24 protein-coding genes and 1 riboswitch are annotated in these 21,602 nt (G+C 72.6%); of the genes, 16 read left to right on the top strand and 8 right to left on the bottom strand.

All coding sequences use genetic code 11. From position 1 onward, the window contains the following. Positions 1-29: 29 nt before the first annotated feature. Positions 30-122: riboswitch (TPP riboswitch) on the top strand. A 133-nt stretch (positions 123-255) separates the two neighbouring features. Then, positions 256-963, top strand: coding sequence for a TenA family protein (locus tag BH708_RS15795; RefSeq protein ID WP_076809991.1), 708 nt, complete (start codon positions 256-258; stop codon positions 961-963). Continuing rightward, positions 960-1,622 carry a TenA family protein gene (locus tag BH708_RS15790; protein ID WP_076809990.1) on the top strand — a complete coding sequence of 221 codons (663 nt, stop codon included), beginning with the start codon at positions 960-962 and terminating at the stop codon, positions 1,620-1,622. Before BH708_RS15795 ends, BH708_RS15790 begins: the two co-directional genes overlap by 4 nt. Positions 1,623-1,633: 11 nt before the next feature. Here BH708_RS15790 and BH708_RS15785 read toward each other — a convergent pair whose 3' ends face one another. After that, the gene (locus tag BH708_RS15785; RefSeq protein ID WP_076809989.1) at positions 1,634-2,992 is read right to left on the bottom strand and encodes a NupC/NupG family nucleoside CNT transporter; all 1,359 of its coding nucleotides are present in this window, start codon (positions 2,990-2,992) and stop codon (positions 1,634-1,636) included. A gap of 168 nt (positions 2,993-3,160) precedes the next feature. Between BH708_RS15785 and BH708_RS15780 the strand changes: the two genes are divergently transcribed. After that, a complete protein-coding gene (locus BH708_RS15780; RefSeq protein WP_076809988.1) occupies positions 3,161-3,565 on the top strand; it encodes a helix-turn-helix transcriptional regulator in 405 nt (134 codons plus the stop codon). Here the strand turns inward: BH708_RS15780 and BH708_RS15775 are convergent. Continuing rightward, positions 3,550-4,272 carry a sulfite exporter TauE/SafE family protein gene (locus BH708_RS15775; RefSeq protein ID WP_076809987.1) on the bottom strand — a complete coding sequence of 241 codons (723 nt, stop codon included), beginning with the start codon at positions 4,270-4,272 and terminating at the stop codon, positions 3,550-3,552. The genes BH708_RS15780 and BH708_RS15775 overlap by 16 nt on opposite strands. Positions 4,273-4,642: 370 nt before the next feature. Here BH708_RS15775 and BH708_RS15770 point away from each other — a divergent pair, with 370 nt between their 5' ends. The 5 genes from BH708_RS15770 to BH708_RS15750 all read left to right on the top strand — a co-directional run bounded on the left by BH708_RS15770 (position 4,643) and on the right by BH708_RS15750 (position 9,132). After that, on the top strand, positions 4,643-5,647 hold the full coding sequence (locus BH708_RS15770) for an iron ABC transporter permease (protein WP_253705363.1): 1,005 nt from the start codon (positions 4,643-4,645) through the stop codon (positions 5,645-5,647). Between the two features lie 32 nt (positions 5,648-5,679). Beyond that, entirely contained in the window at positions 5,680-6,717 is a 1,038-nt protein-coding gene (locus tag BH708_RS15765; RefSeq protein ID WP_076809986.1) for an ABC transporter substrate-binding protein, read from the top strand. Then, the gene (locus BH708_RS15760) at positions 6,714-7,583 is read left to right on the top strand and encodes an ABC transporter ATP-binding protein (protein ID WP_083713673.1); all 870 of its coding nucleotides are present in this window, start codon (positions 6,714-6,716) and stop codon (positions 7,581-7,583) included. Before BH708_RS15765 ends, BH708_RS15760 begins: the two co-directional genes overlap by 4 nt. Before the next feature lie 225 nt (positions 7,584-7,808). Beyond that, entirely contained in the window at positions 7,809-8,177 is a 369-nt protein-coding gene (locus BH708_RS15755; protein ID WP_076809985.1) for a PadR family transcriptional regulator, read from the top strand. 1 nt (position 8,178) lies between these two features. Further along, positions 8,179-9,132 (top strand): permease prefix domain 1-containing protein, encoded by a 954-nt coding sequence (locus BH708_RS15750; RefSeq protein WP_076809984.1) that lies wholly within the window; start codon positions 8,179-8,181, stop codon positions 9,130-9,132. 23 nt (positions 9,133-9,155) lie between these two features. Here the strand turns inward: BH708_RS15750 and BH708_RS15745 are convergent, their stop codons facing one another. Next, positions 9,156-10,112, bottom strand: a complete 957-nt coding sequence (locus BH708_RS15745) for an AraC family transcriptional regulator (protein ID WP_076809983.1) — start codon at positions 10,110-10,112, stop codon at positions 9,156-9,158. 153 nt (positions 10,113-10,265) lie between these two features. Between BH708_RS15745 and BH708_RS15740 the strand changes: the two genes are divergently transcribed. Continuing rightward, on the top strand, positions 10,266-11,093 hold the full coding sequence (locus BH708_RS15740; protein WP_076809982.1) for an NAD(P)H-dependent oxidoreductase: 828 nt from the start codon (positions 10,266-10,268) through the stop codon (positions 11,091-11,093). Between the two features lie 135 nt (positions 11,094-11,228). Here BH708_RS15740 and BH708_RS15735 read toward each other — a convergent pair whose 3' ends face one another. Continuing rightward, positions 11,229-12,161 (bottom strand): helix-turn-helix domain-containing protein, encoded by a 933-nt coding sequence (locus BH708_RS15735; protein WP_076809981.1) that lies wholly within the window; start codon positions 12,159-12,161, stop codon positions 11,229-11,231. 136 nt (positions 12,162-12,297) lie between these two features. Here BH708_RS15735 and BH708_RS15730 point away from each other — a divergent pair, with 136 nt between their 5' ends. Next, the gene (locus BH708_RS15730; RefSeq protein WP_076809980.1) at positions 12,298-13,320 is read left to right on the top strand and encodes a zinc-dependent alcohol dehydrogenase family protein; all 1,023 of its coding nucleotides are present in this window, start codon (positions 12,298-12,300) and stop codon (positions 13,318-13,320) included. A 623-nt stretch (positions 13,321-13,943) separates the two neighbouring features. After that, complete coding sequence (locus tag BH708_RS15720; RefSeq protein ID WP_253705362.1) at positions 13,944-14,195, top strand: 50S ribosomal protein L31; 252 nt, start codon at positions 13,944-13,946, stop codon at positions 14,193-14,195. A 174-nt stretch (positions 14,196-14,369) separates the two neighbouring features. Here BH708_RS15720 and BH708_RS15715 read toward each other — a convergent pair whose 3' ends face one another. Continuing rightward, positions 14,370-15,446: an NAD(P)/FAD-dependent oxidoreductase gene (locus BH708_RS15715; protein ID WP_083713670.1), complete on the bottom strand. Its 1,077-nt coding sequence runs from the start codon at positions 15,444-15,446 to the stop codon at positions 14,370-14,372. A gap of 87 nt (positions 15,447-15,533) precedes the next feature. Between BH708_RS15715 and BH708_RS15710 the strand changes: the two genes are divergently transcribed. Next, positions 15,534-16,109 (top strand): helix-turn-helix domain-containing protein, encoded by a 576-nt coding sequence (locus tag BH708_RS15710; RefSeq protein WP_076809978.1) that lies wholly within the window; start codon positions 15,534-15,536, stop codon positions 16,107-16,109. Between the two features lie 127 nt (positions 16,110-16,236). Here the strand turns inward: BH708_RS15710 and BH708_RS15705 are convergent, their stop codons facing one another. After that, a complete protein-coding gene (locus BH708_RS15705) occupies positions 16,237-16,896 on the bottom strand; it encodes a TetR/AcrR family transcriptional regulator (protein WP_076809977.1) in 660 nt (219 codons plus the stop codon). 86 nt (positions 16,897-16,982) lie between these two features. Between BH708_RS15705 and BH708_RS15700 the strand changes: the two genes are divergently transcribed. Beyond that, positions 16,983-18,200: an NAD(P)/FAD-dependent oxidoreductase gene (locus tag BH708_RS15700; protein ID WP_076809976.1), complete on the top strand. Its 1,218-nt coding sequence runs from the start codon at positions 16,983-16,985 to the stop codon at positions 18,198-18,200. Positions 18,201-18,231: 31 nt separating this feature from the next. Here the strand turns inward: BH708_RS15700 and BH708_RS15695 are convergent, their stop codons facing one another. Further along, positions 18,232-19,296, bottom strand: a complete 1,065-nt coding sequence (locus BH708_RS15695; RefSeq protein ID WP_157235998.1) for a GTP-binding protein — start codon at positions 19,294-19,296, stop codon at positions 18,232-18,234. 207 nt (positions 19,297-19,503) lie between these two features. On the opposite strand from BH708_RS15695, the gene rpmG reads away from it, so the two are divergent. The 3 genes from rpmG to BH708_RS15680 are packed head-to-tail and all read left to right on the top strand — an operon-like array spanning position 19,504 to position 20,278. Continuing rightward, on the top strand, positions 19,504-19,671 hold the full coding sequence (rpmG, locus tag BH708_RS15690) for a 50S ribosomal protein L33 (protein ID WP_076809974.1): 168 nt from the start codon (positions 19,504-19,506) through the stop codon (positions 19,669-19,671). Beyond that, positions 19,671-19,976 carry a 30S ribosomal protein S14 gene (rpsN, locus tag BH708_RS15685; RefSeq protein WP_076809973.1) on the top strand — a complete coding sequence of 102 codons (306 nt, stop codon included), beginning with the start codon at positions 19,671-19,673 and terminating at the stop codon, positions 19,974-19,976. Before rpmG ends, rpsN begins: the two co-directional genes overlap by 1 nt. Positions 19,977-20,020: 44 nt before the next feature. Beyond that, positions 20,021-20,278 (top strand): type B 50S ribosomal protein L31, encoded by a 258-nt coding sequence (locus BH708_RS15680; protein WP_076809972.1) that lies wholly within the window; start codon positions 20,021-20,023, stop codon positions 20,276-20,278. A gap of 115 nt (positions 20,279-20,393) precedes the next feature. Here the strand turns inward: BH708_RS15680 and BH708_RS15675 are convergent, their stop codons facing one another. Further along, entirely contained in the window at positions 20,394-21,461 is a 1,068-nt protein-coding gene (locus BH708_RS15675) for a GDSL-type esterase/lipase family protein (protein WP_076809971.1), read from the bottom strand. Between the last annotated feature and the right edge of the window lie 141 nt (positions 21,462-21,602).

The raw sequence follows: 21,602 nt of genomic DNA, 5'->3' as shown, positions 1-21,602 counted from the left end.
CGGGCCGACGGGCCGACGGGCTATGGTGGCTGGACGACACGGGGTGCCCCGCCGGGGCTGAGATCACACCCGCCGAACCTGAACGAGTTCGCACTCGCGGAGGGATGTCATGGATGAGCGTCATCGCATCGGACGCCGCTGCTCCGCACCGCACCGCACCGGGTCGACGGCTCGGTCCGCGGGCGACTCCTCGGCGTGCCCCGGTCGTCCCGGCTGCGAGAGCCGCACCGGGAACCCCACCCCGAGGAGACTCTGTTGAGCACGAGCTTCACCCGCGCCCTGCGTGAGGGCAGCGAACCCACCTGGTCCCGCGCCGTCGGCCATCGCTTCGTCCGCGAACTGCACACCGGCGAGATCCCGGACCACGTCATGGCGGGATACCTGGTCCAGGACCATCGCTTCCTCGACCGCTTCCTGGCCCTGCTGGGAGCGGCCGTGGCCACGGCCGACACCCTCGACGCCCGTCTTCGCCTCGCCCGCTTCGCCGGCGAGGTCGCCGGGGACGAGAACACCTTCTTCCTGCGGGCCTTCGAGTCGCTCGGCGTGACGGAGCAGCAGCGCGCACGGATCCCCGACACCCCGGCCACCGCAGGGTTCCTCGCTCTGTTCGACGAGGCGGCCGCGAGCCGGGACTACGCGGAGATCCTGGCCGTGCTGCTGGTGACGGAGTGGCTGTACCTCGACTGGGCGCAGGCGGCGCCACGCCCCCGGCCGGAGAGCTTCGTGCACGCCGAATGGATCGCTCTGCACGACAACCCCGCCTTCGTGGAGCTCGTCTCCCTGCTGCGCGGCGAGCTGGACCGCGTCGGCCCCGGCCGCGCCGACGCCGCGCGGGCACGCTTCGAACGCGCCGTGCAGCTCGAGCTGGACTTCTTCGACCAAGCCTACGCGCGGCCTCTCGGGGCGGTCGGTGCTCCCGCCGCGTCGGCCGCTCCCGACGCCTCGACGGGAGGCGCCCGATGACCCTGTTCGACGCGTTGAAGAACGACGTCACCGCGGAGTGGCGCCGCTACACGCTCCATCCGTTCGTCGAGCAGCTCGGGGACGGCACCCTGCCGCTGGAGGCCTTCCGGGACTACCTCGTCCAGGACTACCTCTTCTTGGTCCAGTTCGCCCGCGCCAACGCGCTGGCCGCCTACAAGTCGCGCACCCTGGCAGACATCCAGCGCTCGGCCGACGCGCTCGGGGCGGTCCTCGACGAGACCGCCCTGCACGTGCGGCTCACGGAGTCCTGGGGCATCGATCGCGAGAGCCTCGAGGCAGCGCCGGAGAAGCAGGCCACCGTGGCCTACACCCGCTACGTGCTGGACTGCGGGAACTCCGGCGGACCGCTCGACCTCGAGGTGGCCCTGGCTCCGTGCACCATCGGCTACGCGGAGATCGGCACACGGCTCGCCCCGCGCCTGCACGGGGCGCGCGATCATCCCTACCGCGACTGGATCGGCGAGTACGCCGGGGCCGACTTCCAGGGCGCGGCCCGGGCAGCGCGCGAGCACCTCGATGCGCAGGCTGACGGGCCGCTCTTGGCACGACGGTTCCAGGAGCTCGTGGACATCTTCCGCACAGCGACCCGCCTGGAGACCGCATTCTGGCAACAGGCGCTGGACAGCCACGAGAGCTGACTCCCCCACGGTCACGCCAGCATGACACCGGCGATCGTGGCGCTCATGAGATTGGCGAGGGTGCCGCCGAGAATCGCCTTCAGCCCGAGCTGCGCGATCTCGGAGCGGCGCTCCGGGGCCAGGCCGCCGAGGCCGCCCAGCAGGATGCCCAGCGAGGAGAGGTTCGCGAATCCGGTCAGGGCGAAGCTGATGATCGCGGCGGTCTTGGGGCTGAAGGAGTCGATCTGCGGACCGAAGTCGGCGAAGGCCACGAACTCGTTGACCACGATCTTCTGGCCGACGAAGCTGCCGGAGGCCACGGCCTCGTCCCAGGGGACGCCGATCATCGCCATGACCGGGGCGAACAGCCACCCCAGGATCTGCTCGAAGGTCAGGTCCCCGGCGCCGAACCAGCCGCCGACCACACCGATCAGCAGATTGATCAGCGCGATGAGCGAGATGAAGGCCAGCAGCATGGCGCCCACGTTCAGCGCCAGCTTCAGGCCGTCCGCCGCCCCGCCCGCGGCGGCATCGATGACGTTGCTGTAGGAGAGCTCCTCGAGGTCGTCCTCGTCGTCGGAGCTGTCGTCCTCGTCGCGCTCCTCGCCGTCGACGACGGTCCCGGCGTCCGCCCCGGTCCCGGCGCCGGCCGCGCTCCCGGCGGCCATCGTCCTCTTCGTCCGGTGGCTGCTGCTCGCGACCAACGCGGCTTCGCGGGCGACGGCCTCGGGATCGTCCTCCGGCATCAGGATCTTCGCCATCAGCAGCGCGCCGGGCGCGGCCATGAAGCTGGCGGCGATGAGGTATTCCAGCGGAGCGCCGAGCAGCGAGTAGCCCACCAGCACGGAGCCGGCGACGGTCGAGAGGCCGCCGACCATCACCGCGAACAGCCCCGATCGCGAGAGCCGCTTGATGTATGGGCGGATGACCAGCGGCGCCTCGGTCTGGCCGACGAAGATGTTCGCTGCGGTGTTGACCGACTCGGCGTAACTGGTGCCCAGGATCTTGCCGAGCCCGCCGCCGAGCCATTCGACGATCTTCGGCAGGATCTTCCAGTGGTAGAGCACCGCGGTCAGCGACGCGAAGAAGACGATCACCGGCAGCACCTGGAGGGCGAAGATGCTTCCCTCGCCCTCGGCCGGCAGCAGCGGCCCGAACAGGAAGGCGATGCCCTCGCCGGAGGTGTCGATGACGGCCTGGAACCCGGCCGAGACCTTCCCCAGCGCCCATTGGCCGGGACCCCAGTACAGGACGATCACCCCCAGCCCGAGCTGGAGCGCAAAGGCTCCGATCACGGTGCGCAGCCGGATCGCCCGGCGATTGCTGGACAGGGCGACGGCGATGAGCAGGAGGCCTGCCATCCCTCCGATCCCCCAGAGCAGGTCGATCATCGCGCTCACCTCGCAGAGACAGATAGGGGACACGGGCGCGGTCGTCCGCGACAGTGTAGAGGGCACGCGCCCGGGTAGGGTCCACAGGCCCGTGGGCACCGGTCGCCGACTCCAGCAGATGCGCCGGTCCCCGACCGGTTCGCCGCCGACGCCGGGTAGGTTGGCCCCATGGACGCCGCCCATCCTGTGCACGTGCGGGCCGACGACGACGGTCTCCCCGACGAGCAGCTCGTCGGCGAGCTCAGGTCCCTGCTGGCCGCGGTCGACGGCTTCGAGCAGCTGGCCGAGCGGATGATGCTGCTGTCGGACCCGCGGCGCCTGCGGATCCTGTTCTGCATCCATGCCCACCCCGGCGTGCGCAGCTCGGACATCGCCCGCGCCATCGGAGCGAGCGACTCGACCACCTCCCACGCGCTGGCGCTGCTGCGCGATGCCGGATGGGTGCGGGCGGAGCGCTCAGGGCGCGAGGTGCGCTACGACCTGACCGACAGCTTCGCCCATGACCTGCTGCACGAGCTCGGCTCGGACCACCTTCCCGGCGTCCATCACCACGGTCCTCACACCAGCGCCTGAACGATCGTCATCACCGCGCCGGCGGTCGCCAGGATGATCACCAGGCGCATCAGGGTGCGCTCCGCGAAGCGTCCGGCGAGCCGCTCCCCGACCCCGATCCCGATCAGGATGGCCAGGATGGTCACCGTCCAGCCGGCACCGGGCATCGAGGGCAGGGACCCCTTGGCGGCCAGCGAGAGGATGCTGATCAGGGCGAAGTGCGCCTGCGCCGAGGCCGCGAAGTGCCGGTGGCTCCATCCGGTGGCCACGGCGTAGAGGGCCAGCGCCGGTCCGCCCACCCCGGCGGTGACGTTCATGAACCCGGAGGCGGCGCCGAACCCGGAGCTGACCGGCAGCGAGTCCCTCACGTCCCCGGACCGGAAGAGCACCGTCACCCCGATCGCGAGCAGGATCAGCACTCCCACCAGGATCGCCAGCGGGTCGGTGGGCAGCACCAGCAGCACGACGGCTCCCCCGGCGATCCCCACCAGCGAGAACGGGGTGAAGCGGGCCAGGCGTCGCCACTGGACGTCCCGGTGGACGAGGGCGAGGTTCAGCAGGGCGGAGACGATGCCGCACAGGTTCGTCACCAGCACCCCCTCGAGCGGCCCCAGGGTGAGCACCAGGAAGGGCGTGGCGACCAGGGCGAATCCCATACCGGTCAGGCGCTGGAATCCGGCGCCCACCCCGATGATCACGGCCAGCAGGGCGAGGTCGAGGACGGGCATCACTGAAGCCTACGGGCCCGACACGATGGAGCCTGCGGGCTCTTCACGGTGGAGCCTACGGGCCCGACACGGTGGAGCCAGCGGGCCCGGCGAGCGCGAGCCCGTGGATCCGAGGACCCCTGTCCCGCGTGCCCGTCGACGCGGAGCAGCCGAGGCAGCCGGCCGGCTCGCATTCTTGTAGGATCCTTCAAGTATCACCGTCGGAAGGACCCCCGTGTCGACACCGACCACCAGAGCGCGGACGTCGGGCCCGCAGCCTCCGACCCCTGCCGGGCCGGCAGGCCGCACCCCTCCGGGCTCCCGCGGCCCTCGCAGCGATCGCGACCCCCTCGGCGTCCGTGCCCGCACCCGACGCTCGACGATCCTGCTCGTGCTGCTCGCCGTCGCGACGGCGGTCAGCCTGGTGCTGTGCGTGGGCATCGGCCCAGTGCCCATCCCGCCGGGTACGACCGCGCAGGTCATCGCCGGACACCTCGGGGTGACCGGCGCTCCCGCGGCGGATCCCGCGACCGACGCGATCATCCGGGCCGTGCGCCTGCCGCGGGTGCTGATGGGCGCAGCCGTCGGCGCGTGCCTGGCGATCTGCGGGGCGGCGCTGCAGGCCATGGTGCGCAACATGCTCGCCGATCCGTACATCCTGGGCGTCTCCGGCGGCGCCTCGACCGGCGCGGCGGCGGCGATCCTGTTCGGCGCCGGCGCGGCCCTGGGGCAGTACGCCCAGTCCGTCCTGGCCTTCGTCGGCGCCCTGGGTGCGGCCCTGCTGGTGTTCGCCATCGCCCGGGCCGGCGGTCGCGTGAGCTCGCTGCGGCTGCTGCTGTCCGGGGTCGCCGTCGGCTACGCGCTGACGGCCGTGACCAACCTGTTGATCTTCTCCTCGGACTCCGCCGAGGGCTCGCGCTCGGTGATGTTCTGGATGCTGGGGTCGCTCGCCCTGGCCCAGTGGAATGCGTTCCTGCTGATCGCCGGGCTCGCCGCCGCGCTCGGGATCGCCGCGATGACGCTCGGCGCGCGCGTCCTGGACGCCCTCAGCGCCGGCGACGAGATCGCCCACGGCCTGGGCATCTCCCCCGATCGCGCCCGCATCGCCTTCCTGGTGATGGTCTCGCTGTGCACCGCCGCGGCCGTCGCGGGCGCCGGGTCGATCGGCTTCGTCGGCCTGGTGATCCCCCATCTCGCGCGCCGCCTGGTCGGAGCCCGCCACCGGGTGCTGATCCCCGCCAGTGCCCTGCTCGGCTCGCTGTTCCTGCTGTGGGCCGACGCCCTCGCCCGCGTGGTGATGGCACCGCGCGAGCTGCCCATCGGGGTGATCACCGCCGCCGTGGGCGCCCCGTTCCTGCTGATCCTCGTGCGCCGCCTGTACGCCCGTCGGTCCTGACACCTCCCGCTCACCCCCAGAACGAAGGCACCATGAGTCACCGCTCCCTCGCCGCCGCTCGCGTCGGCCGCCGCACCGCCCTCGCCGGGCTCATCGCTCTGACCGCAGCAGCCTGCGGCCCCGGCTCGGCCGACGGAGGCGGGCCCGACGGAGGCGGCGCCGACGCCGGCGCGACGAACGGCTTCCCGCTCGAGCTGACCAACTGCGAGGCGACGCTGCGCTTCGAGGCCCCGCCGGAGCGGATCGTGCTGCTGGAGTCCGCGCCGGTGACCACCCTGGACGGCATCGGCGTGCTGGACCGGGTCGTCTCCCGCGCCGGAGCCTTCCCGCCCGGCTACTACGACGAGGACCTGACCGCCCGGATCGAGGCGATCCCGGCCCTCAGCGAGGACATCGACGCGGCCGGGCATCTGCAGATCAACCAGGAGGTGGTGATCGCCCAGCGGCCCGACATCGTCTTCGGCCTGCCGGACGGGATCACCCGCGAGGCGATGCGCGGGGCCGGCGCGGAGGTCGTCGTCCAGGACGTCTTCTGCGGGACCGACGGCGAGCGGGCGAGCTTCGAGACCCTGTACGAGGAGATCGACACCTACGGACGGATCTTCGGCCGTGCCGGCGCCGCCGAGGAGCTCACCGGCGCGCTGCAGGAGCGGGTCGCCGCCGTCTCCGAGTCCGCGAAGGATCTGCGCACCGCCACCGCGGCAGCGCTGTACCCCTCGCTCGGCGGCGGGCCGCTGTACACCTACGGCGCCGCCAGCATGGTCACCGCACAGCTGGATGCCCTCGGGCTTCAGAACGCCTTCGCGGACACGGCCGAGCGGGTGTTCGAGATCAGCTCCGAGCCGCTGCTGGCCGCCGACCCGGACGTGCTCATCGTGCTCTACCAGGGCGAGGGGGACGGCAGTGACGTCGTCGAGGAGATGATCGCCAAGGACCAGCTCTCCGCCCTGCGTGCCGTCCAGGGCCAGCAGGTGCTGCCGCTGCTGTTCAACTTCTCCGAGCCCGCATCCCCGCTGGTCGTCGACGGGCTGGAAAGGATCCACGAGTGGCTGCACGAGATCGAGGCGTGAGCTCCGCGGACGCGGTCGTCCCGGGCCACCGCGCCTCGGGCGTCCCCTCCGCGTCCGTCGACCGCGCCGACCCCGGGGCCGCTCCGGTTCTCGCAGCCCATGGGCTCCATCATTCCTTCGGGGCCACGCGGGTGCTGCAGGGGGTCGATGTCACCGTGGCGGCCGGCGAGGTCGTCGGTCTCGTCGGCCCCAACGGCAGCGGCAAGACCACCGCCCTGCGGATCCTGCACCGCGCCCTCACTCCCGATGCCGGGCAGGTGCTGCTGGAGGGTCGGGACCTGCGCGCGTTCACGAGCCGGGAGCGGGCCCGACGGATCGCGGTGATGGCGCAGGAGCTCACCGGCGAAGTGCCGCTGAGCGTCGCCGACGTGGTGCTGCTGGGCCGCGTCCCGCACGCCGGCCCCTTCGGATCCACGACCGACGAGGACCTGCACATCGCGACCGAGGCGCTGGAGAGCGCCGGCGCCCGCCACCTGGCGCGCCGCGAGTTCGGCCTGCTCTCCGGCGGCGAACGCCAACGGGTGCTGATCGCCCGCGCCCTCGCCCAGCAGCCCCGGCTGCTGCTGATGGACGAGCCGACGAACCATCTCGACATCGGCTCCCAGCACCACGTGCTCCAGATCGTGCGCGAACGCGGCCTGGCCACCGTCGTCGTGCTGCACGACCTGAACCTCGCCGCCCGCTACTGCGACCGCGTGATCCTGCTCGACGGCGGGATCGTGCAGGCCGACGGACCGCCTCGCGACGCCCTCGCCCCCGAGCTGATCAGCACCACCTACGGCGTGGCGACGGAGCGTGCGTGGGCCGACGACGGCACCACCCAGTTCCTGTTCCACAGCCGGCCCATCAGCCGACGCGCGATCTGATCCGGTCGACCGGTCGGTCGGGGCGGGACCTGAGCCGGCGAACCCGCAGCCCGGATCTCTGTCGTCATGCCGAGCGTCTCCCGGGAAGCCGAGGCGCTTGGAACAGCACTCCCGATCCACAGCGCCTGCCCGCGCGCCCGTCGTCGTGCCCGCATCGTTCGCGTCACGGGAGAACCGGACGCACCCCGTAGACAACACTGTGTCTCACACAGTATGGTGTCAGGCATGAGCGAGCACCTCGACACCCACCTGCAGGAGCTGCGGCGCGGCACCGTCGTGCTCGCCTGCCTGCAGCTGCTGCGCACGCCCGGGTACGGCTACAGCCTGCTCGAGCAGCTCGAGCGGCGCGGCTTCGCGACGGATGCGAACACGCTCTATCCCCTGCTGCGGCGCCTGGAGAAGCAGGGCTTCCTCACCAGCGAGTGGAACACCGAGGACACGCGGCCGCGGAAGTTCTACGCCACCTCGACCGACGGCATCCGCCTGGCCGAGTCCCTCGCGCAGGAGTGGACCGTGCTGACCGCCTCGATCACCTCCCTGCCCGACGACGCCCCGGAACGTCCCGACGACACCCGCTTCTCCGAGGAGCACTGACATGGCCACCACCCTGACCGAGCGCTACATCGGCGCCACCATCGCCTCGCTGCCTCCCGAGACCCAGGACGACGTGCGCGCCGAGCTCGAGACCTCGATCGCCGACGCCGTCGAAGCCCGCGTGGAACACGGCGAGGACTCCGCCGCGGCCGAGCGTGCCGCGCTCACCGAGCTGGGCGACCCCGCAGCACTGGCCGCCGGCTACGCCGACCGTCCGCTGCACCTGCTCGGTCCCCGCTACTACCTCGCGTGGCTGCGGCTGCTGAAGCTCCTGCTGGCGATCGTCCCCGCCTGCACCGCAGGCGGCGTGGCTCTCGCCCAGGTCATCGCCGGCGCCGACGTCGGCGAGGTCATCGGGCAGACCATCGCCGTGACCATCACCGTCACGCTCCATGTCGTCTTCTGGGTGACGCTGGTGTTCGTGGTCCTGGAGCGCACCGGGGCCGACACCGGCCAGCGGTGGGACGTCGACCAGTTGCCCGAGAAGCGATCGACGGGCACCGGACGCGCCGACCTGATCGCCTCGGTGATCTTCGGCGGACTCGGGGTCGGGGCGCTGCTGTGGGACCGATTCCGCAGCTTCGTGTGGATCGACGGGGAGTCGATCTCGATCCTGAACCCTGACCTGTGGCCGTGGGCCGTGCTGGGACTGTTCGTGCTGATCGCGGCGGAGGTGGGGCTCGCAGCCCTGCTCTGCGTGCGCGGCCGCTGGTCCGTGCCGTTCGCGATCCTCAACACCGCCCTGGCGGTGCTGTTCGTCAGCTGGGCCCTGACCCTGTGGGGAAACGGCCTGCTGGTGAACCCGGAATTCCTGGACGTCGTGCTCCGGGACAACGGGGTCGCGCCGGGCACGATGCGGATCCTGGGGATCCTCCTGGTGTTCTCGATCGTGGGGATCTCGGCCTGGGACGTCATCGACGGGTGGACGAAGGCGCGGCGGGACGCCCGGCGCTGAGCGCCCGCTCCGGACTCACGGGCTCACGGACTCACGGACTCACGGGCTCGCCGACGGTACCGGCTCGGCGCCATCCCGTACTCGCGGGTGAAGGCCGCGCTGAGCGAGTAGGCGCTCGAGTAGCCGACCTGGCGGGCGATGGCGTCGAGGGTGTGGTCCCCGTCCTGGAGGAGGTCCGCCGCCAGGCACAGGCGCCATCCGGCGAGGTAGGAGATGGGCGGCTCCCCCATCGCCTCGGCGAAGCGGCGCGCGAAGGTCGCCCGGGAGACCTTCGCGCGTCGGGCCAGCTCCTCGACGGTCCACTCCCTCGCCGGGTCCGCGTGCAGCGCGCCGAGCGCGGGGCCGACGACCGGATCGCCCGCGGCACCGAACCAGGCGGGGGCCGAGGCCTCGGGAAGGGCGAACCAGTCGCGCAGCGCTCCGATCAGCACGACGTCGAGAAGCCGGTCGAGCACGGCCTGCTGGCCGGGCTCACACCCCTCGAGCTCGACCTCGAGGAGGTCCAGGGCCCGAGATCTCTGCTGATCCCGGGGCACGACGAGGACGGGCGGCAGCGCCCCGAGCAGACGGTCGGCGATGCGCCCGGAGGTGGGGAAGGCGCCGGCGAGCAGCGCGTGCTCGGCCGTCAGGAGCGAGGCGCCCACCTCTGCCCCGAGGCCCACCTGGCACTCGTCCAGGAAGCAGCCGGTTCCGCCGCGGGCCCCGTCGATCGTCAGGACGCGGGCGGGGTCTCCGCGCCCATCGGGCTCGCTGGCCAGGAGCGTGCTCCCCCGCCCGGTGAGCACCACCAGGTCCCGGGTGCCCAGTCGGCGCGGCTGCGCGTCCTCGCGCAGCAGCCAGCCGTCCCCGCGCAGCATCACCGCGATCGTGAGGGTGGCGCCGGCCTCGACACGGACCGACCAGGGCGCGGGGAGCAGGCTCTGGCCGATCAGCGCGCCCGAGGCGCGGATGTTGTCGAGCACTTCGGTCAGCGTGTCCACACCACCAGAGTAGACGCTGACACATCAGTTCCGGCGTTTCGAGCATTCTCCGTCTCACGCCCACGGTGTGAACTGGTCTCCGTCCCGCACCGTCAGGCGCTCGAGCGTCGACCGCGCATCGTGCACGTCCCGCATCCTCCGAGGAGATCTCCCATGTCCGTCGATCACCCGCCCACCCCGGGCTCCGCCCTGTGGGTCCTCGCCCACCCCCGCCACGACTCGCTGAACGGGCATCTCTTCCGCGCCGGCGTCGAGGCGCTCGCCCGCGACCACGAGGTGGTCACCTCGGACCTGTACGCGCAGGGCTTCGACCCCGTGCTCGATGCGCAGGACCTCGGTGACGCGGCCGATCGTCCCGGCAACCTGGCGGTCCAGGCCGGGGAGGCCTATCTCAGCGGCCGGACCGCGCCGGAGGTGCGGGCCGAGCACGAGAAACTCGCCCGCGCGGAGCTGCTCGTCCTGCAGTTCCCGTTGTGGTGGTACGGCACGCCCGCGATCCTCAAGGGCTGGCTGGACCGCGTCCTGACCGACAGTTTCGCCTACGACGACGAGCTCGACCCCGTGCACGGAACTCCCCGGCGCTACGGCGACGGTGGTCTGACCCGGCGCCGCGCGCTGCTGATCGTGACCGTCGGCGAGGACGAGCGCACGCTCGGCCCGCGCGGCGTCAGCGGGGACCTCGACTCGTTGCTGTTCCCGCTCACCCACGGTGCGCTCTGGTACGTCGGCATCGAGGCTCTGGACCTGCACGTCATCCACGATGCCGATTCGCTGGGCGCCGCCGGCGTGATCCGGGAGAAGCGGCGTCTGCGTTCGCGGCTCGAAGGGCTCGGCACGGAGCCGTCGCGGCCCTTCCGGCGCCTGCGCGACGGGGACTACCCCTCGGACCTGCGGGCGCTGGACCCGGATCTGCTGCCGGGCCGCACCGACCTCGACATCCACCGCGCGGGGTCCGCGCAGCCACGGACGAGGTCGGCATGAGCCGCGGCGAGCGAGCGCCCGCCCCCGCCACGAGCGCTGCGCTCGCGGCGGTTCGGACACCTCGTTCCGCCGACTTCGCCACGCCTGCGGGGGCGGAGAGGTCAGCGCCCCCGAGATGCAGATGCGCTCCGGCCCCTACTCCGCCACCGCCCCGTGCGCCTGCTCACCCTCCTGCGCCCGCTCGGCCCTCCGCGTCTGCTCGATCCGCGGGGACGCGGCCCAGCTCGCGAGCAACCGCATCCGCTGCTGGGACTGCGATCCTGGCTCCGCGGTGTACACGATCACGGCGCGGCCCGGTTCCGCCGTCAGGGCCAGCTCCTCGTAGGCGACGGTGAGCTCGCCGACCACCGGGTGGCAGAACCGCTTCGTGCCGGAGCCGTGGGTGTGCACGTCATGGGCACCCCACAGCCGGCGGAAGGTGTCGCTGCAGGTGGACAGCTCTCCGACCAGGTCCTGAAGGGTCGCGTCGTGCGGGTCCTTGCCTGCCTCGACCCGCATGCTGCCCACGCACATCTGCGCGAACCGCTCCCAGTCGGGGTAGAAGTCCTGCGAGGCCGGATCGAGGAACTGGAAGCGGGCGAGGTTCGGCGTCCGGCCGCCGGTGCCGTCGCCGATCAGCGGGGAGTAGAAGGCCCGACCCAGCTCATTGGTCGCGAGCAGATTCTGGTACTGGTCCCATACGAAGGCGACGCCGTCGGTCAACGAATCGAGCGTCCACTGCAGGGCGGGCCGCACCGGGGCGGGCGAGGACGCGCTGCGCCGCCGGGGCCGACCCGAGGTGGGGATGCCGTCGGCCGCCCGCGCGAGGTCCAACAGGTGGATGCGCTCCGTCTCATCCAGCTGCAGGGCCGCGGCGAGCGCATCCAGCACGGAGGCCGACGCCCCGGCGATCGCCCCGCGCTCGAGCTTCGCGTAGTACTCCACGCTGACCCCGGCGAGCATCGCGGCCTCGCTCCGGCGCAGACCGGGCACGCGGCGCCCACCGCCACCCGGCAGCCCCGCGTCCTGCGGGGTCACCTTCGCCCGGCGCGACATGAGGAACTGACGCACCTCTGCTCTGTTGTCCATGGGGCCACGATAGGTCCGCGCGCGAGGGGTCCCGGGGCCTGGGAGGTCCTCTGCCGGTACACCCCTCACCGGAGACTCCCCCACACCCGTCCTGAGACGTGGAATGGTGCCATCACCCGATCGAAGGAGCTTCATCATGCGCGCAGTCATCATGCATGCCCCCGGCGACGTCCGCGTCGAGGAGCGCGAGGACCCGCAGATCATCGACCCGACCGACGCGGTCATCCGGATCACCGCCACCTGCATCTGCGGCTCCGACCTGTGGCCCTACCGGGGCTACGACCAGCCCGACCACCAGCACATGGGCCATGAGTACGTGGGCGTGGTCGAGGAGATCGGTTCCGCCGTCGAGACGGTGACGGTCGGCGACTTCGTCGTCGGATCCTTCGTGATCTCCTGCGGAGTCTGCGAGATCTGCCGCGAGGGCCACCCCTCCCGGTGCGTGCACGCGGTCATGGTCGACGGCGAGATCGGCACCCAGGCCGAGAGGGCTCGCATCCCCTACGCCGACGGCACCCTGGTCGCCACGCCCGGCCCGCCCGCCGAGGACCTCGTCCCCTCGCTGCTGGCCGCCTCCGACGTGCTGGGCACCGGCTGGTTCGCGGCCGATGCCGCCCAGGCCGGACCGGGCAGGATCGTCGCGGTGGTCGGCGACGGCGCCGTGGGCCTGATGGGCGTGCTCGCCGCGAAGCAGATGGGAGCCGAGCGCATCATCGCCATGAGCCGCCACACGGATCGACAGGCCCTGGCCCGCGAGTACGGCGCCACCGACATCGTCACCGAGCGCGGCGACGAGGGCGTGGCCCGGATCAGGGAGCTCACCGGCGGGCTCGGCGCGCACAGCGTGATCGAGGCCGTCGGCACCCAGGAGTCGATGATGCAGGCGATCCGCGCCACCCGTCCCGGCGGGTCGGTCGGTTTCGTGGGCGTCTCCCACGACGTCCAGCTGCCCGGCGACGAGCTCTTCTTCTCCGCCGTCCACCTCCACGGCGGCCCCGCTCCGGTGCGCCGCTACCTGCCCGAGCTGATCCGGCTGATCTGGGACCGCACGATCGATCCCGGGAAGGTCTTCGACCTGACCCTGCCGCTGGCCGAGGCGGCCGAGGGCTACCGGGCGATGGACGAGCGCCGCGCCACCAAGGTGCTGCTGACGCTCTGAGCGGGCCGCCCGGACAGATCGCCCCTGACGAGCCCGGCCGCGCGCTGACAGAACACGATCGTGCGCTGTGATTCCCCGCATGGAAGCGCAGCGCACGATCGTGTCAGGCACCCGCACCCGGCGCCGCGACGTCGCGTCAGGACCCCGCACCCGGCGCCACCGCATCACGCCGGGCACCCACACCCGGCGCCACCGCTTCACGCCGGGCACCCACACCCGGTGCCACCGCATCACGGACGAGTCCGCCGAGGTCGGGAATAAACCCGTGACCCGGGCCGTTGACCTCTGATAGCGTCTGACGCTGTCATCGAGGGCGGGAATCCGCGCCGCGGACGGACCGAGCACCCGCCTCCCGGCGGGCCGCGAGTCCTCCGGGCGGATCATCCACTCTTCCGCCCCATGACAGCTCGGCCCGGCGTGCCGCCACGGTGGCAGCGCGATACGGACCTGAGATGCACGGCCTGCGCCCCGCGCCGCGTGACCGCCGACAGGCGGAACACCGCGGCCCTCCCACTCGGGACGCACCGGTCGCCTCCCGCTGGGGACGCCCCCAGCACCCGAACATCCGCACCGACCTCGTGTCGGGCACAGACACCGTCGGCCCCGGCCGACGAAGGAGAACGATGAAGACCATGACGCACGCCAAGAACACCACCCATCCCGAGTCCCGCACGGTCGTCTTCCGCGATCAGAGCGCGGACCTGCGGTACCTGACCCATTCCACCCGCACCTCGGAGCACACCACGACCTGGAAGGACGGGAACATCTACCCCGTCATCGACGTGGACCTCTCCTCCGCCGCGCACCTGTCGCGGGCGCGGAGCGCCGAGGGCACCAGGCGGCGCCGCGAGGCGGTCGCCGCCGGCCGTCGCTGAGCGGAGGAACCAGCTGCTCCCGGTGGTCACCCCACCTGGCGGTGACCACCACTGCAACAGGCCGCCCCATCCTCCGATGGGGCGGCCTGTTGCTGTGCGACGCCGACGCCGACGGGCCTACCCGTCCGACGTACCGACGAGCCGACGGCCGGCGACTCAGACGACTCAGACGACTCAGACTCCGACGGAGGCACCCTGCTTCTGCGCGGCGACCGCCGCGTCGGCGTCCGCCATCACCAGCATTCCGTTGATGTGGCCTCCGGCGAGCGCGCCTCCGGCGGCCGCCGGCCCCACCTGGAGGCTGGGCTCCGCGGCATTGCCGGCGATCCACACGCCGGGGACCTCGGAGACGCCGGCGAATCCGGCGGCGATCTTCTGGCCCATGCCGCCGCCGGCGTCCTCGAGGCGGAGACCGAGGCTCTCCAGGCCCTCCATCCGCGGGGACAGTTCGGTCGCGACCGCGAGCGCGGTGCGCGCCACGACCTCCCCGCCGGCCAGGCGCACTCCGGCGAGCGCTCCGCCGGGTCCGTCGACGACCTCCTCGACCGGGTCCTCGACGATGCGGATGCCGCGCGCGGCGCAGCGCTCGCGGGTCTCCTCGTCGATCTCGAGACCGGCGGCGAAGACGATGATGTCGTCGCTGAGCTGGCGGAACATCAGCGCCTGGTGCAAGGAGGCGGGGCGGGTCGCGATCACGCCGATCGGCTGGTCGCGCACCTCCCAGCCGTGGCAGTAGGGGCAGTGGACGACGCTGCGGCCCCAGTGCGCGGCCAGGCCCGGGATCGCGGGCAGTTCGTCGCGGACGCCGGTGGCGAGCAGGAGTCGGCGCGCCGTGAGGTGGCGGCCGTCGACGAGCTCGACGGAGAAGCGCAGGTCCCCGTCGGCCGCGGGGTTCGCGGCGCGTGCCCCGGCGACCTCGCCGGTCAGGACCCTGGCACCGTACTGGCGCACCTCGGCGCGGCCGCGCTCGAGGTACTCGGCGGGCGCCGTCCCCTCGTGGCCGAGCAGTCCGTGGATCCCCTCGGCCGGGGCGTTGCGGGGCGTGCCGGCGTCGATCACGACGACGCTGCGGCGGGAGCGGGCGAGCATCAGGGCGCCGCTGAGCCCGGCGGCGCCCCCGCCGATGACCGCGACGTCGACGACGGTCGTGGGCAGCTCGTCCTCGGTCGCCCGGTCGGACCGGGGATGGACAGGAGGAGTACCGGGCGTGTCGGGACGGGGGTCGGCGGTGGGCGTGAGCGGGGTGGTCATCAAGAGTCCTCTCGGGGCGGGGCACCTCCGTCGGGAGGCATGCTCCGACCGTAGACAGATTTACCAGCAACGCATAGGCTCTTGCTCATGACGCAAGAAAGCTCGATCGCACACGGCGTGGACGGCCTCGTACGTCGCCGCATCCGTGCCCTGCGTCTCGCGCAGGGGCTGTCGCTGGGGGATCTCGCCGGTCGCGCCCATCTCAGCCAGTCCACGCTCTCGCGGATCGAGAACGGTCAGCGCCGCCTCGCGCTGGATCAGCTGGTCACGCTGGCCCGCGCCCTGGACACCAGCCTCGACGAGCTGGTGGAGATCGCCACCGAGGAGGTCGTCTCCCATCCCGTCCGCGATCACGGTCTGGACTCCCTGCGCTGGAGGATCCGCCACTCTCCCGACACGTCGATCCTGCGCCGCCGCATGACCGAGCCCGCCCCGGATTCCTCGCGGATGCGGGCCCACCCCGGCCACGAGTGGCTGGTGGTCCTCTCCGGCACGCTCACGCTGCTGCTGGGCGAGCAGCGCCACCGGGTCCGCACGAATCAGAGCGCCGAGTTCGACACCATGCTCCCCCACGCCTTCGGGGCCGAGGGCGGGCCGACCGACGTGCTGATGATCGTGGACCCCGCGGCCCGGCGCGGGCACCGGGAGGATGCCGCGGACTGAGGGCGGGGTCCGAGCGGCAGGCGCCTGTGGGGATCGGCGCCGCCGTTCGACGACACCTCACCCCGGGCGGACGGGCACGGCGGCACGACCGTCGGGCCCGGCGATCAGACCTGCACGTCGTGCCGGCTCAGTCCCGAGCTTCGGGTCGGCGCGGCTCGAGCAGACCGCGCAGCGCCTCGGACTGCGCCACCGCCAGCTCCCGCACGGCCTGCGGGCAGAGCTCCGTCAGATGCGCGACGCTCCACTCGTCCATCGCCCGCACCACGGCGAAGATCAGGTGCCGCTGCAGGTCCAGAGGCAGCGCCTCCGCGATGTGCCCGCCGCGCCGGCCCACGGCGAGGACCGCGCCCACCCAGTCCCGCACGTCGGCCAGCAGCGCGGGGCGGGCCCCCGCGGCGCCGGAGGTCGGATCGTCCGCCTCCGGCGCGTCCGAGAGGTAGAACATCCTCCCGAGGGCCGCGAGATCGGCATCGGTGGCGGCCAGCTCCGCGAAGCGTGCGAGGAAGCCGTCGACCCCGTCCCAGAAGGCGTGGCCCGCGAAGTCCTCGGGAGCCGGCGGGCGCAGGCGCTCCGCGACCCGCTCGGCGAGGCTCGCGACGACCTGCTCGAACAGATCAGCCTTCGAGTCGATGACGTGGTAGAAGGAGCTCTTGCTCATCCCGACGGACTGGATGATCGCGTTCAGCGAGGCCGCGCGGAACCCCGCGGCGGAGAACTCCGCCACCGCCGCGCCCTCCAGCGCAGCACGTCGCGCCATCGGCATCCTCGAGAGCCCGCTCTTCGCCATGACCCCACCCTAAAGGCACTGGACCGGGTGGTCCACACCGGGGTACCGTGAGTGGACCACCCGGTCCACAGCTCTTGGAGGTCCCGATGACCATCCGCACCGTCCCCCTCGACGAGCAGGACGACGCCTCCCGGCACGACGACCTGACGATCCTCGTCGTCGGCGCCGGGGTGGCAGGCCTCGCCGCGGCCCAGCTGCTCCGTGCCGACGGCCACCATCCGATCCTGGTCGAGCGCCGGGACCCCGAGGCGGACGCCGGCTACATGGTGGCGCTCATGCCCCTGGCCGACGGACCGATCGCGGACCTCGGCGTCCGCCAGGAGTACCTCGCGCGCAGCGTCCCCCTGGACCGCTTCCGGTTCCGGGCGCACTCCGGCCGCTCCCTGCGCACCGACGGTCTCGAGGACGTCGTCGGCCGCTATGGGGACTATCGCGGGCTGACGCGCGGCGCCCTGCTGGACGTCATCGCGGGCGAGGACGCGGCGGTCACCCATCGCACCACCGTCACCGGCCTCGACGAGGATCCCGAGGGAGTCGGCGTCACGGTCGAGACCGAGGGGACCGTGCGGACGCTCCGCGTCGACGCCGTGGTGATCGCCGACGGGATCGGCTCGCGAACCCGCAGCCTCCTCCCCGGGGCAGCACCGCTGCACCGGGTCGAGACCGGCTGGGGCGGCTGGGTGGCCTGGACCCCTCTCGACGCGGACGTCGACCTCGGCGAGGAGCTCTGGGGCGACGGCTTCTTCATCGGCACGTACCCGGTGCCCGGCGCACTGGGTGCCTTCGTCGGCGGTCCCGAGCAGGAGACCCGGCAGGGACCCGCCGCCTTCGCCGACGTCGTGCGCCGGAAGCTCGGGACCGCACCGCCGCGGATCGAGGACGCGCTACGGGCCGTCGCGGCGGCCGAGGCCCCGTTCTTCTGGCCGCTCGCCGACGTCCGCGCCGCCCGCTGGACCACGCGGCGCACCGTCCTGCTCGGGGACGCGGCGGCCGGCTTCCTGCCGACCGCCGGGATCGGCGCCGGCATGGCGCTGGAATCGGCCTGGGTGCTGGCCTCGCACCTGCGCGGCGCCACGACCGAGACGATCGGCGAGGCGCTGGCGGCCTACGAGAGCGCCCAACGCCCCCGGGTCGAGACCGCACAGAACACCTCGCGCAGCCTGGCGCGGTTGATGTTCCGGCGCGGCCGCGCACTGGCTTCCGCGCGCGACCTGTTGCTGCGCGTGCTCAGCATCGGGACGGCGCTGCGCCCCATCGTGCGCCTCCTCGCCGATCGACCCGCTCTGCCGGCCCGGCAGCGGTGACGCACGGCCCGACCCCGCCGTCCACGGACCATCAGACCCGGGCGTCGCGCTCCCCGAGCCACGGCGCCAGGTGATCCTCGGCCCCGAGCCACGGCTGAAGCCCCTCGGCCCACTCCCGGGCGGTGAGCAGACTGCGTCCGAACGCGGCGCGGACGCGTGCCGCATCGGGAGCGTCGACGCCCGTGACCACGAGGCGGGTGGTGGGCAGTTCGCGGCCCGCTCGCCAGACGGCGCCGATCGAGACCTGCCCACCGGCCCCGTCCCACTGGCAGATGCTGTCGGGACGATCGGGGACCCAGAAGCGGCCGCGCTCGCGCAGGCGCCCGGCCCCGAGGTCCTCGATGTTCTCGAGCAGGCGCCGGGGATGGAACGGTCGCTCGGAGCACAGGTCGAGGGTCCAGGTGCCGTGCTCCGTCGGCCCGCCGTACGGCTCGACGTACCGGGCATCCCGCCGCCGCAGAGCGATCAGATGATCCAGCCGACCTCCCAGCACCTCGTCCGCCCCGAGAGCATAGGGGCCCCGGACCAGTCGCTGCTCGGGAGCGCGAAGATGCTCGACCAGCTCCGCCCCGGGGCCCGCGGGGTCCCCGTCGATCACCAAGTGCTCCGCGTACTCGATCTGCGCGGCGAGGGCCTCCCCGACGCTGCGAGCGTCCCCGGCGGCCCACTGCAGACCCCGCTCGGCCAGGGTGTCCTCGCCGAGCAGGTCCTCGACGGCGTCGCCGACATCGACCGCGCTCACCGAGCCGGCCAGGTGCCATGCCTCCTGGTGCGGGCGGAGCGTGCCGACGACCACCGACGGGTCCGCGCAGAGCGGCGGAGCGAGCACGATCGCGGAGATGCTCGGGATCTGCGCGAGGCGGATGAGCGCCGGCACCGCATCCTCGCGCATGGCGCAGGAAATGCAGGGATGATCGAGCTCGACCTTCTCATCCTCGAGGACCCCCTCGGCCGTCAGGACGAGCCGGCGCAGCGAGGAGGTGCTCGTCTCGACCTCGTAGCGCAGGCTGACCGCCCCGGCGGCGTCGAGCAGCAGGCTTGCGACCAGCGCGTCCCGCAGCACGGCATCGACGGCGGTCACCACGGCGACAGGCACGGAATAACCGCCTCCCCCACGTCGTTGAAAGTGATCGGAACCCGGGGCGCCGAGCATGACGCCACCACCTCTCCTGCTTGACGATAATGATTCTCAACAAGTAGTATCGTCGACCATCACGCGGTGCTGTCAAACCGACGGGGCCCTCCCGAATCGACAGGGCCCTCCCGGGCCCCACCGCACCAGCCCTCCCCGGAAGGAGCAGCCATGGCCAGGAAGACCGATGTGCGCGGCGCCGTCACGCTGCGTTCGAGCGCCGGTACCGGCGTCACCTACAGGACCACGAAGAACCGCCGGAACACCCCGGACCGCCTGGTCATGCGCAAGTACGACCCGACGATCCGCGGTGTGGTCGAGTTCCGCGAGACCCGCTGATGGCCAAGACCTCGAAGATCGCGGCCGAGACCCGACGACGCGGGATCGTCGCGCGGCACGCCGCGGAGCGCGCCGCGCTGAAGGACGCGATCAAGGATCCCGCGACCCCGACGGCGCAGCGGATCCAGGCGCAGCGCGCTCTGCAGAGCCTGCCGCGCGATGCGAGCCCGACCCGTCTGCGCAACCGCGACGCCGTCGACGGCCGGCCGCGCGGACACCTGCGGAGATTCGGGCTCTCGCGGGTCCGCTTCCGCGAGGCGGCCCACCGCGGTGAGCTGCCCGGCATCACGAAATCCAGTTGGTGAGCGCGCGATCGACCGCGCCGGCTCACCCCCAGAAGGAGAGCATCATGAAACAGTCCATCCACCCCGAGTACCGGCCCGTCGTCTTCCGTGACAGGGCTGCCGACTTCGCGTTCCTGACCCGCTCCACCCGCACTGCGGAGAACACCGTGACGTGGGAGGACGGGCAGCAGTACCCCGTCATCGACGTCGAGGTCTCCTCGGCCTCGCACCCGTTCTACACGGGCAGGGCGACGGTGCTGGACACCGCCGGCCGCGTGGAGAAGTTCCGTCGGCGGTACGGCCGGACCGGCGCGACCGCCTGAGTCGCCGCCGTCCGGGCGACCGTGTTCTGTCGGCGCCCGCCCCGCGAGCCGCCCCTTTCTCACAAGGGGCGGCTCGCGTCCTGTCGGCCCGTCGACCGTGCGGTCCCGCCTGCCGTCAGGCCGTGCCGGCGGCGCTGCTCGGCACGCCCTCGGTCCGCGCGCCCCTGTCCCGGGCGACCTCGGCCAGCCGCGGCGCGAGGCGCTCGGCCATCACCCGGTACCCCTCTGCCGTGGGGTGGAGCAGGTCCCCGAGCAGGTCCATCTCGCCGGTCGAGACGATCTCGGTGCCATCGATCAGAGAAAGCAGCGGATCGCGGCGCTGCAGGCTGCGCACGCAGCGATGGACGATCTCGCGGACGTCCCGCTGGTCGAGGCCGGCGGCATTGGGCTGCTCCTCGCGGTGGGCGCCGGCAGCGGTCGGGCTCATCACCACGATCGGGCCGTCGACGAGTCGGCGCACGTGGGTGAGGAAGCCGATCACCGTCGGCGGCAGGCTGCGGGCGGTGAAGGTCGCCGCGCCGTAGATGTTCGCGCCCAGGCACACCGTGACCAGGTCGGGACGGGCCGCGCCGATCGTCTCGGCCAGCGGCGGGTCGAGATGGCACTGCCCGGACATGCCCAGCGCCGTCAGCTCCCAGGAGTTCTGCGCGGCGACCAGCGCGGGCCAGGTCCCCGTCGGACTCGCGGCCTGGTTGCACTGGGTGATGGAACTGCCGTAGACCGCCCACCGCGGGCCGCGGGGGCCGGCCGGCGCGAGGTGGGAGGCGCCGCGGAAGCCCACCTCCGTCACGCTGGTCGGTGCCGCGTGCGGCAACCACAGCTCCACGCGGGAGAGCGTCCCGGGCAGCTCGATGCGGGCCGAGGTGCGGCCCTCGATCGGCACCGTGTCCGCGAGCGACCCGTCGACGACCACGTCGGCGCAGGGGACGGGATCCTCCGGGGCGGGCTCGCTGGTCAGCGCGATCTCCAGGACGCTCGCGTCGGTCTCGACCTCCAGACGCACGCCGTTCGGGATCCGGGACAGCTCCTCCATCTCGGCCGACATGATCTGTTCGAGATGCTCCGGCCGCACCCGCCAGGGCTGCTGTCCGTCGGGAGAGCTGGTCCAGGTGGCGGCGCCGTGCCATCCCGCCGGGAGGTCCGTGGGGAGGGCGGGGATTCGGCGGTCGACGGTGCGGGGCATCGGGTCTCCTGTCGCGGCAGCGGTGCCGCGGGCGCGCGGATGGGGACGGAACAGGACGGGGACGGAGCGTCGTGGGGACGACGCAGATCGTACAAGCGCCTGCGGCGCGACGTATCGGGGCTCGCAGGACTACCGTTGAGC

Source organism: Brachybacterium sp. P6-10-X1 (assembly GCF_001969445.1).
GTDB lineage: Bacteria > Actinomycetota > Actinomycetes > Actinomycetales > Dermabacteraceae > Brachybacterium.
The sequence above is the reverse complement of the archived record's forward strand: the minus strand, read 5'-3'. Positions and strand labels throughout refer to the sequence as shown.

Bases quoted from the DNA above. Each gene is read 5' to 3' on its own strand.
- BH708_RS15680 (WP_076809972.1), top strand. From the start codon at position 20,021: ATGAAACAGTCCATCCACCCCGAGTACCGGCCCGTCGTCTTCCGTGAC.
- BH708_RS15785 (WP_076809989.1), bottom strand. From the start codon at position 2,992: ATGATCGACCTGCTCTGGGGGATCGGAGGGATGGCAGGCCTCCTGCTC.
- BH708_RS15780 (WP_076809988.1), top strand. From the start codon at position 3,161: ATGGACGCCGCCCATCCTGTGCACGTGCGGGCCGACGACGACGGTCTC.
- BH708_RS15750 (WP_076809984.1), top strand. From the start codon at position 8,179: ATGGCCACCACCCTGACCGAGCGCTACATCGGCGCCACCATCGCCTCG.
- BH708_RS15715 (WP_083713670.1), bottom strand. From the start codon at position 15,446: ATGACCACCCCGCTCACGCCCACCGCCGACCCCCGTCCCGACACGCCC.
- BH708_RS15790 (WP_076809990.1), top strand. From the start codon at position 960: ATGACCCTGTTCGACGCGTTGAAGAACGACGTCACCGCGGAGTGGCGC.
- BH708_RS15705 (WP_076809977.1), bottom strand. From the start codon at position 16,896: ATGGCGAAGAGCGGGCTCTCGAGGATGCCGATGGCGCGACGTGCTGCG.
- BH708_RS15730 (WP_076809980.1), top strand. From the start codon at position 12,298: ATGCGCGCAGTCATCATGCATGCCCCCGGCGACGTCCGCGTCGAGGAG.
- BH708_RS15740 (WP_076809982.1), top strand. From the start codon at position 10,266: ATGTCCGTCGATCACCCGCCCACCCCGGGCTCCGCCCTGTGGGTCCTC.
- BH708_RS15710 (WP_076809978.1), top strand. From the start codon at position 15,534: ATGACGCAAGAAAGCTCGATCGCACACGGCGTGGACGGCCTCGTACGT.
- BH708_RS15720 (WP_253705362.1), top strand. From the start codon at position 13,944: ATGAAGACCATGACGCACGCCAAGAACACCACCCATCCCGAGTCCCGC.
- BH708_RS15700 (WP_076809976.1), top strand. From the start codon at position 16,983: ATGACCATCCGCACCGTCCCCCTCGACGAGCAGGACGACGCCTCCCGG.
- BH708_RS15755 (WP_076809985.1), top strand. From the start codon at position 7,809: ATGAGCGAGCACCTCGACACCCACCTGCAGGAGCTGCGGCGCGGCACC.
- BH708_RS15775 (WP_076809987.1), bottom strand. From the start codon at position 4,272: ATGCCCGTCCTCGACCTCGCCCTGCTGGCCGTGATCATCGGGGTGGGC.
- rpsN (WP_076809973.1), top strand. From the start codon at position 19,671: ATGGCCAAGACCTCGAAGATCGCGGCCGAGACCCGACGACGCGGGATC.
- BH708_RS15675 (WP_076809971.1), bottom strand. From the start codon at position 21,461: ATGCCCCGCACCGTCGACCGCCGAATCCCCGCCCTCCCCACGGACCTC.
- BH708_RS15765 (WP_076809986.1), top strand. From the start codon at position 5,680: ATGAGTCACCGCTCCCTCGCCGCCGCTCGCGTCGGCCGCCGCACCGCC.
- BH708_RS15735 (WP_076809981.1), bottom strand. From the start codon at position 12,161: ATGGACAACAGAGCAGAGGTGCGTCAGTTCCTCATGTCGCGCCGGGCG.
- rpmG (WP_076809974.1), top strand. From the start codon at position 19,504: ATGGCCAGGAAGACCGATGTGCGCGGCGCCGTCACGCTGCGTTCGAGC.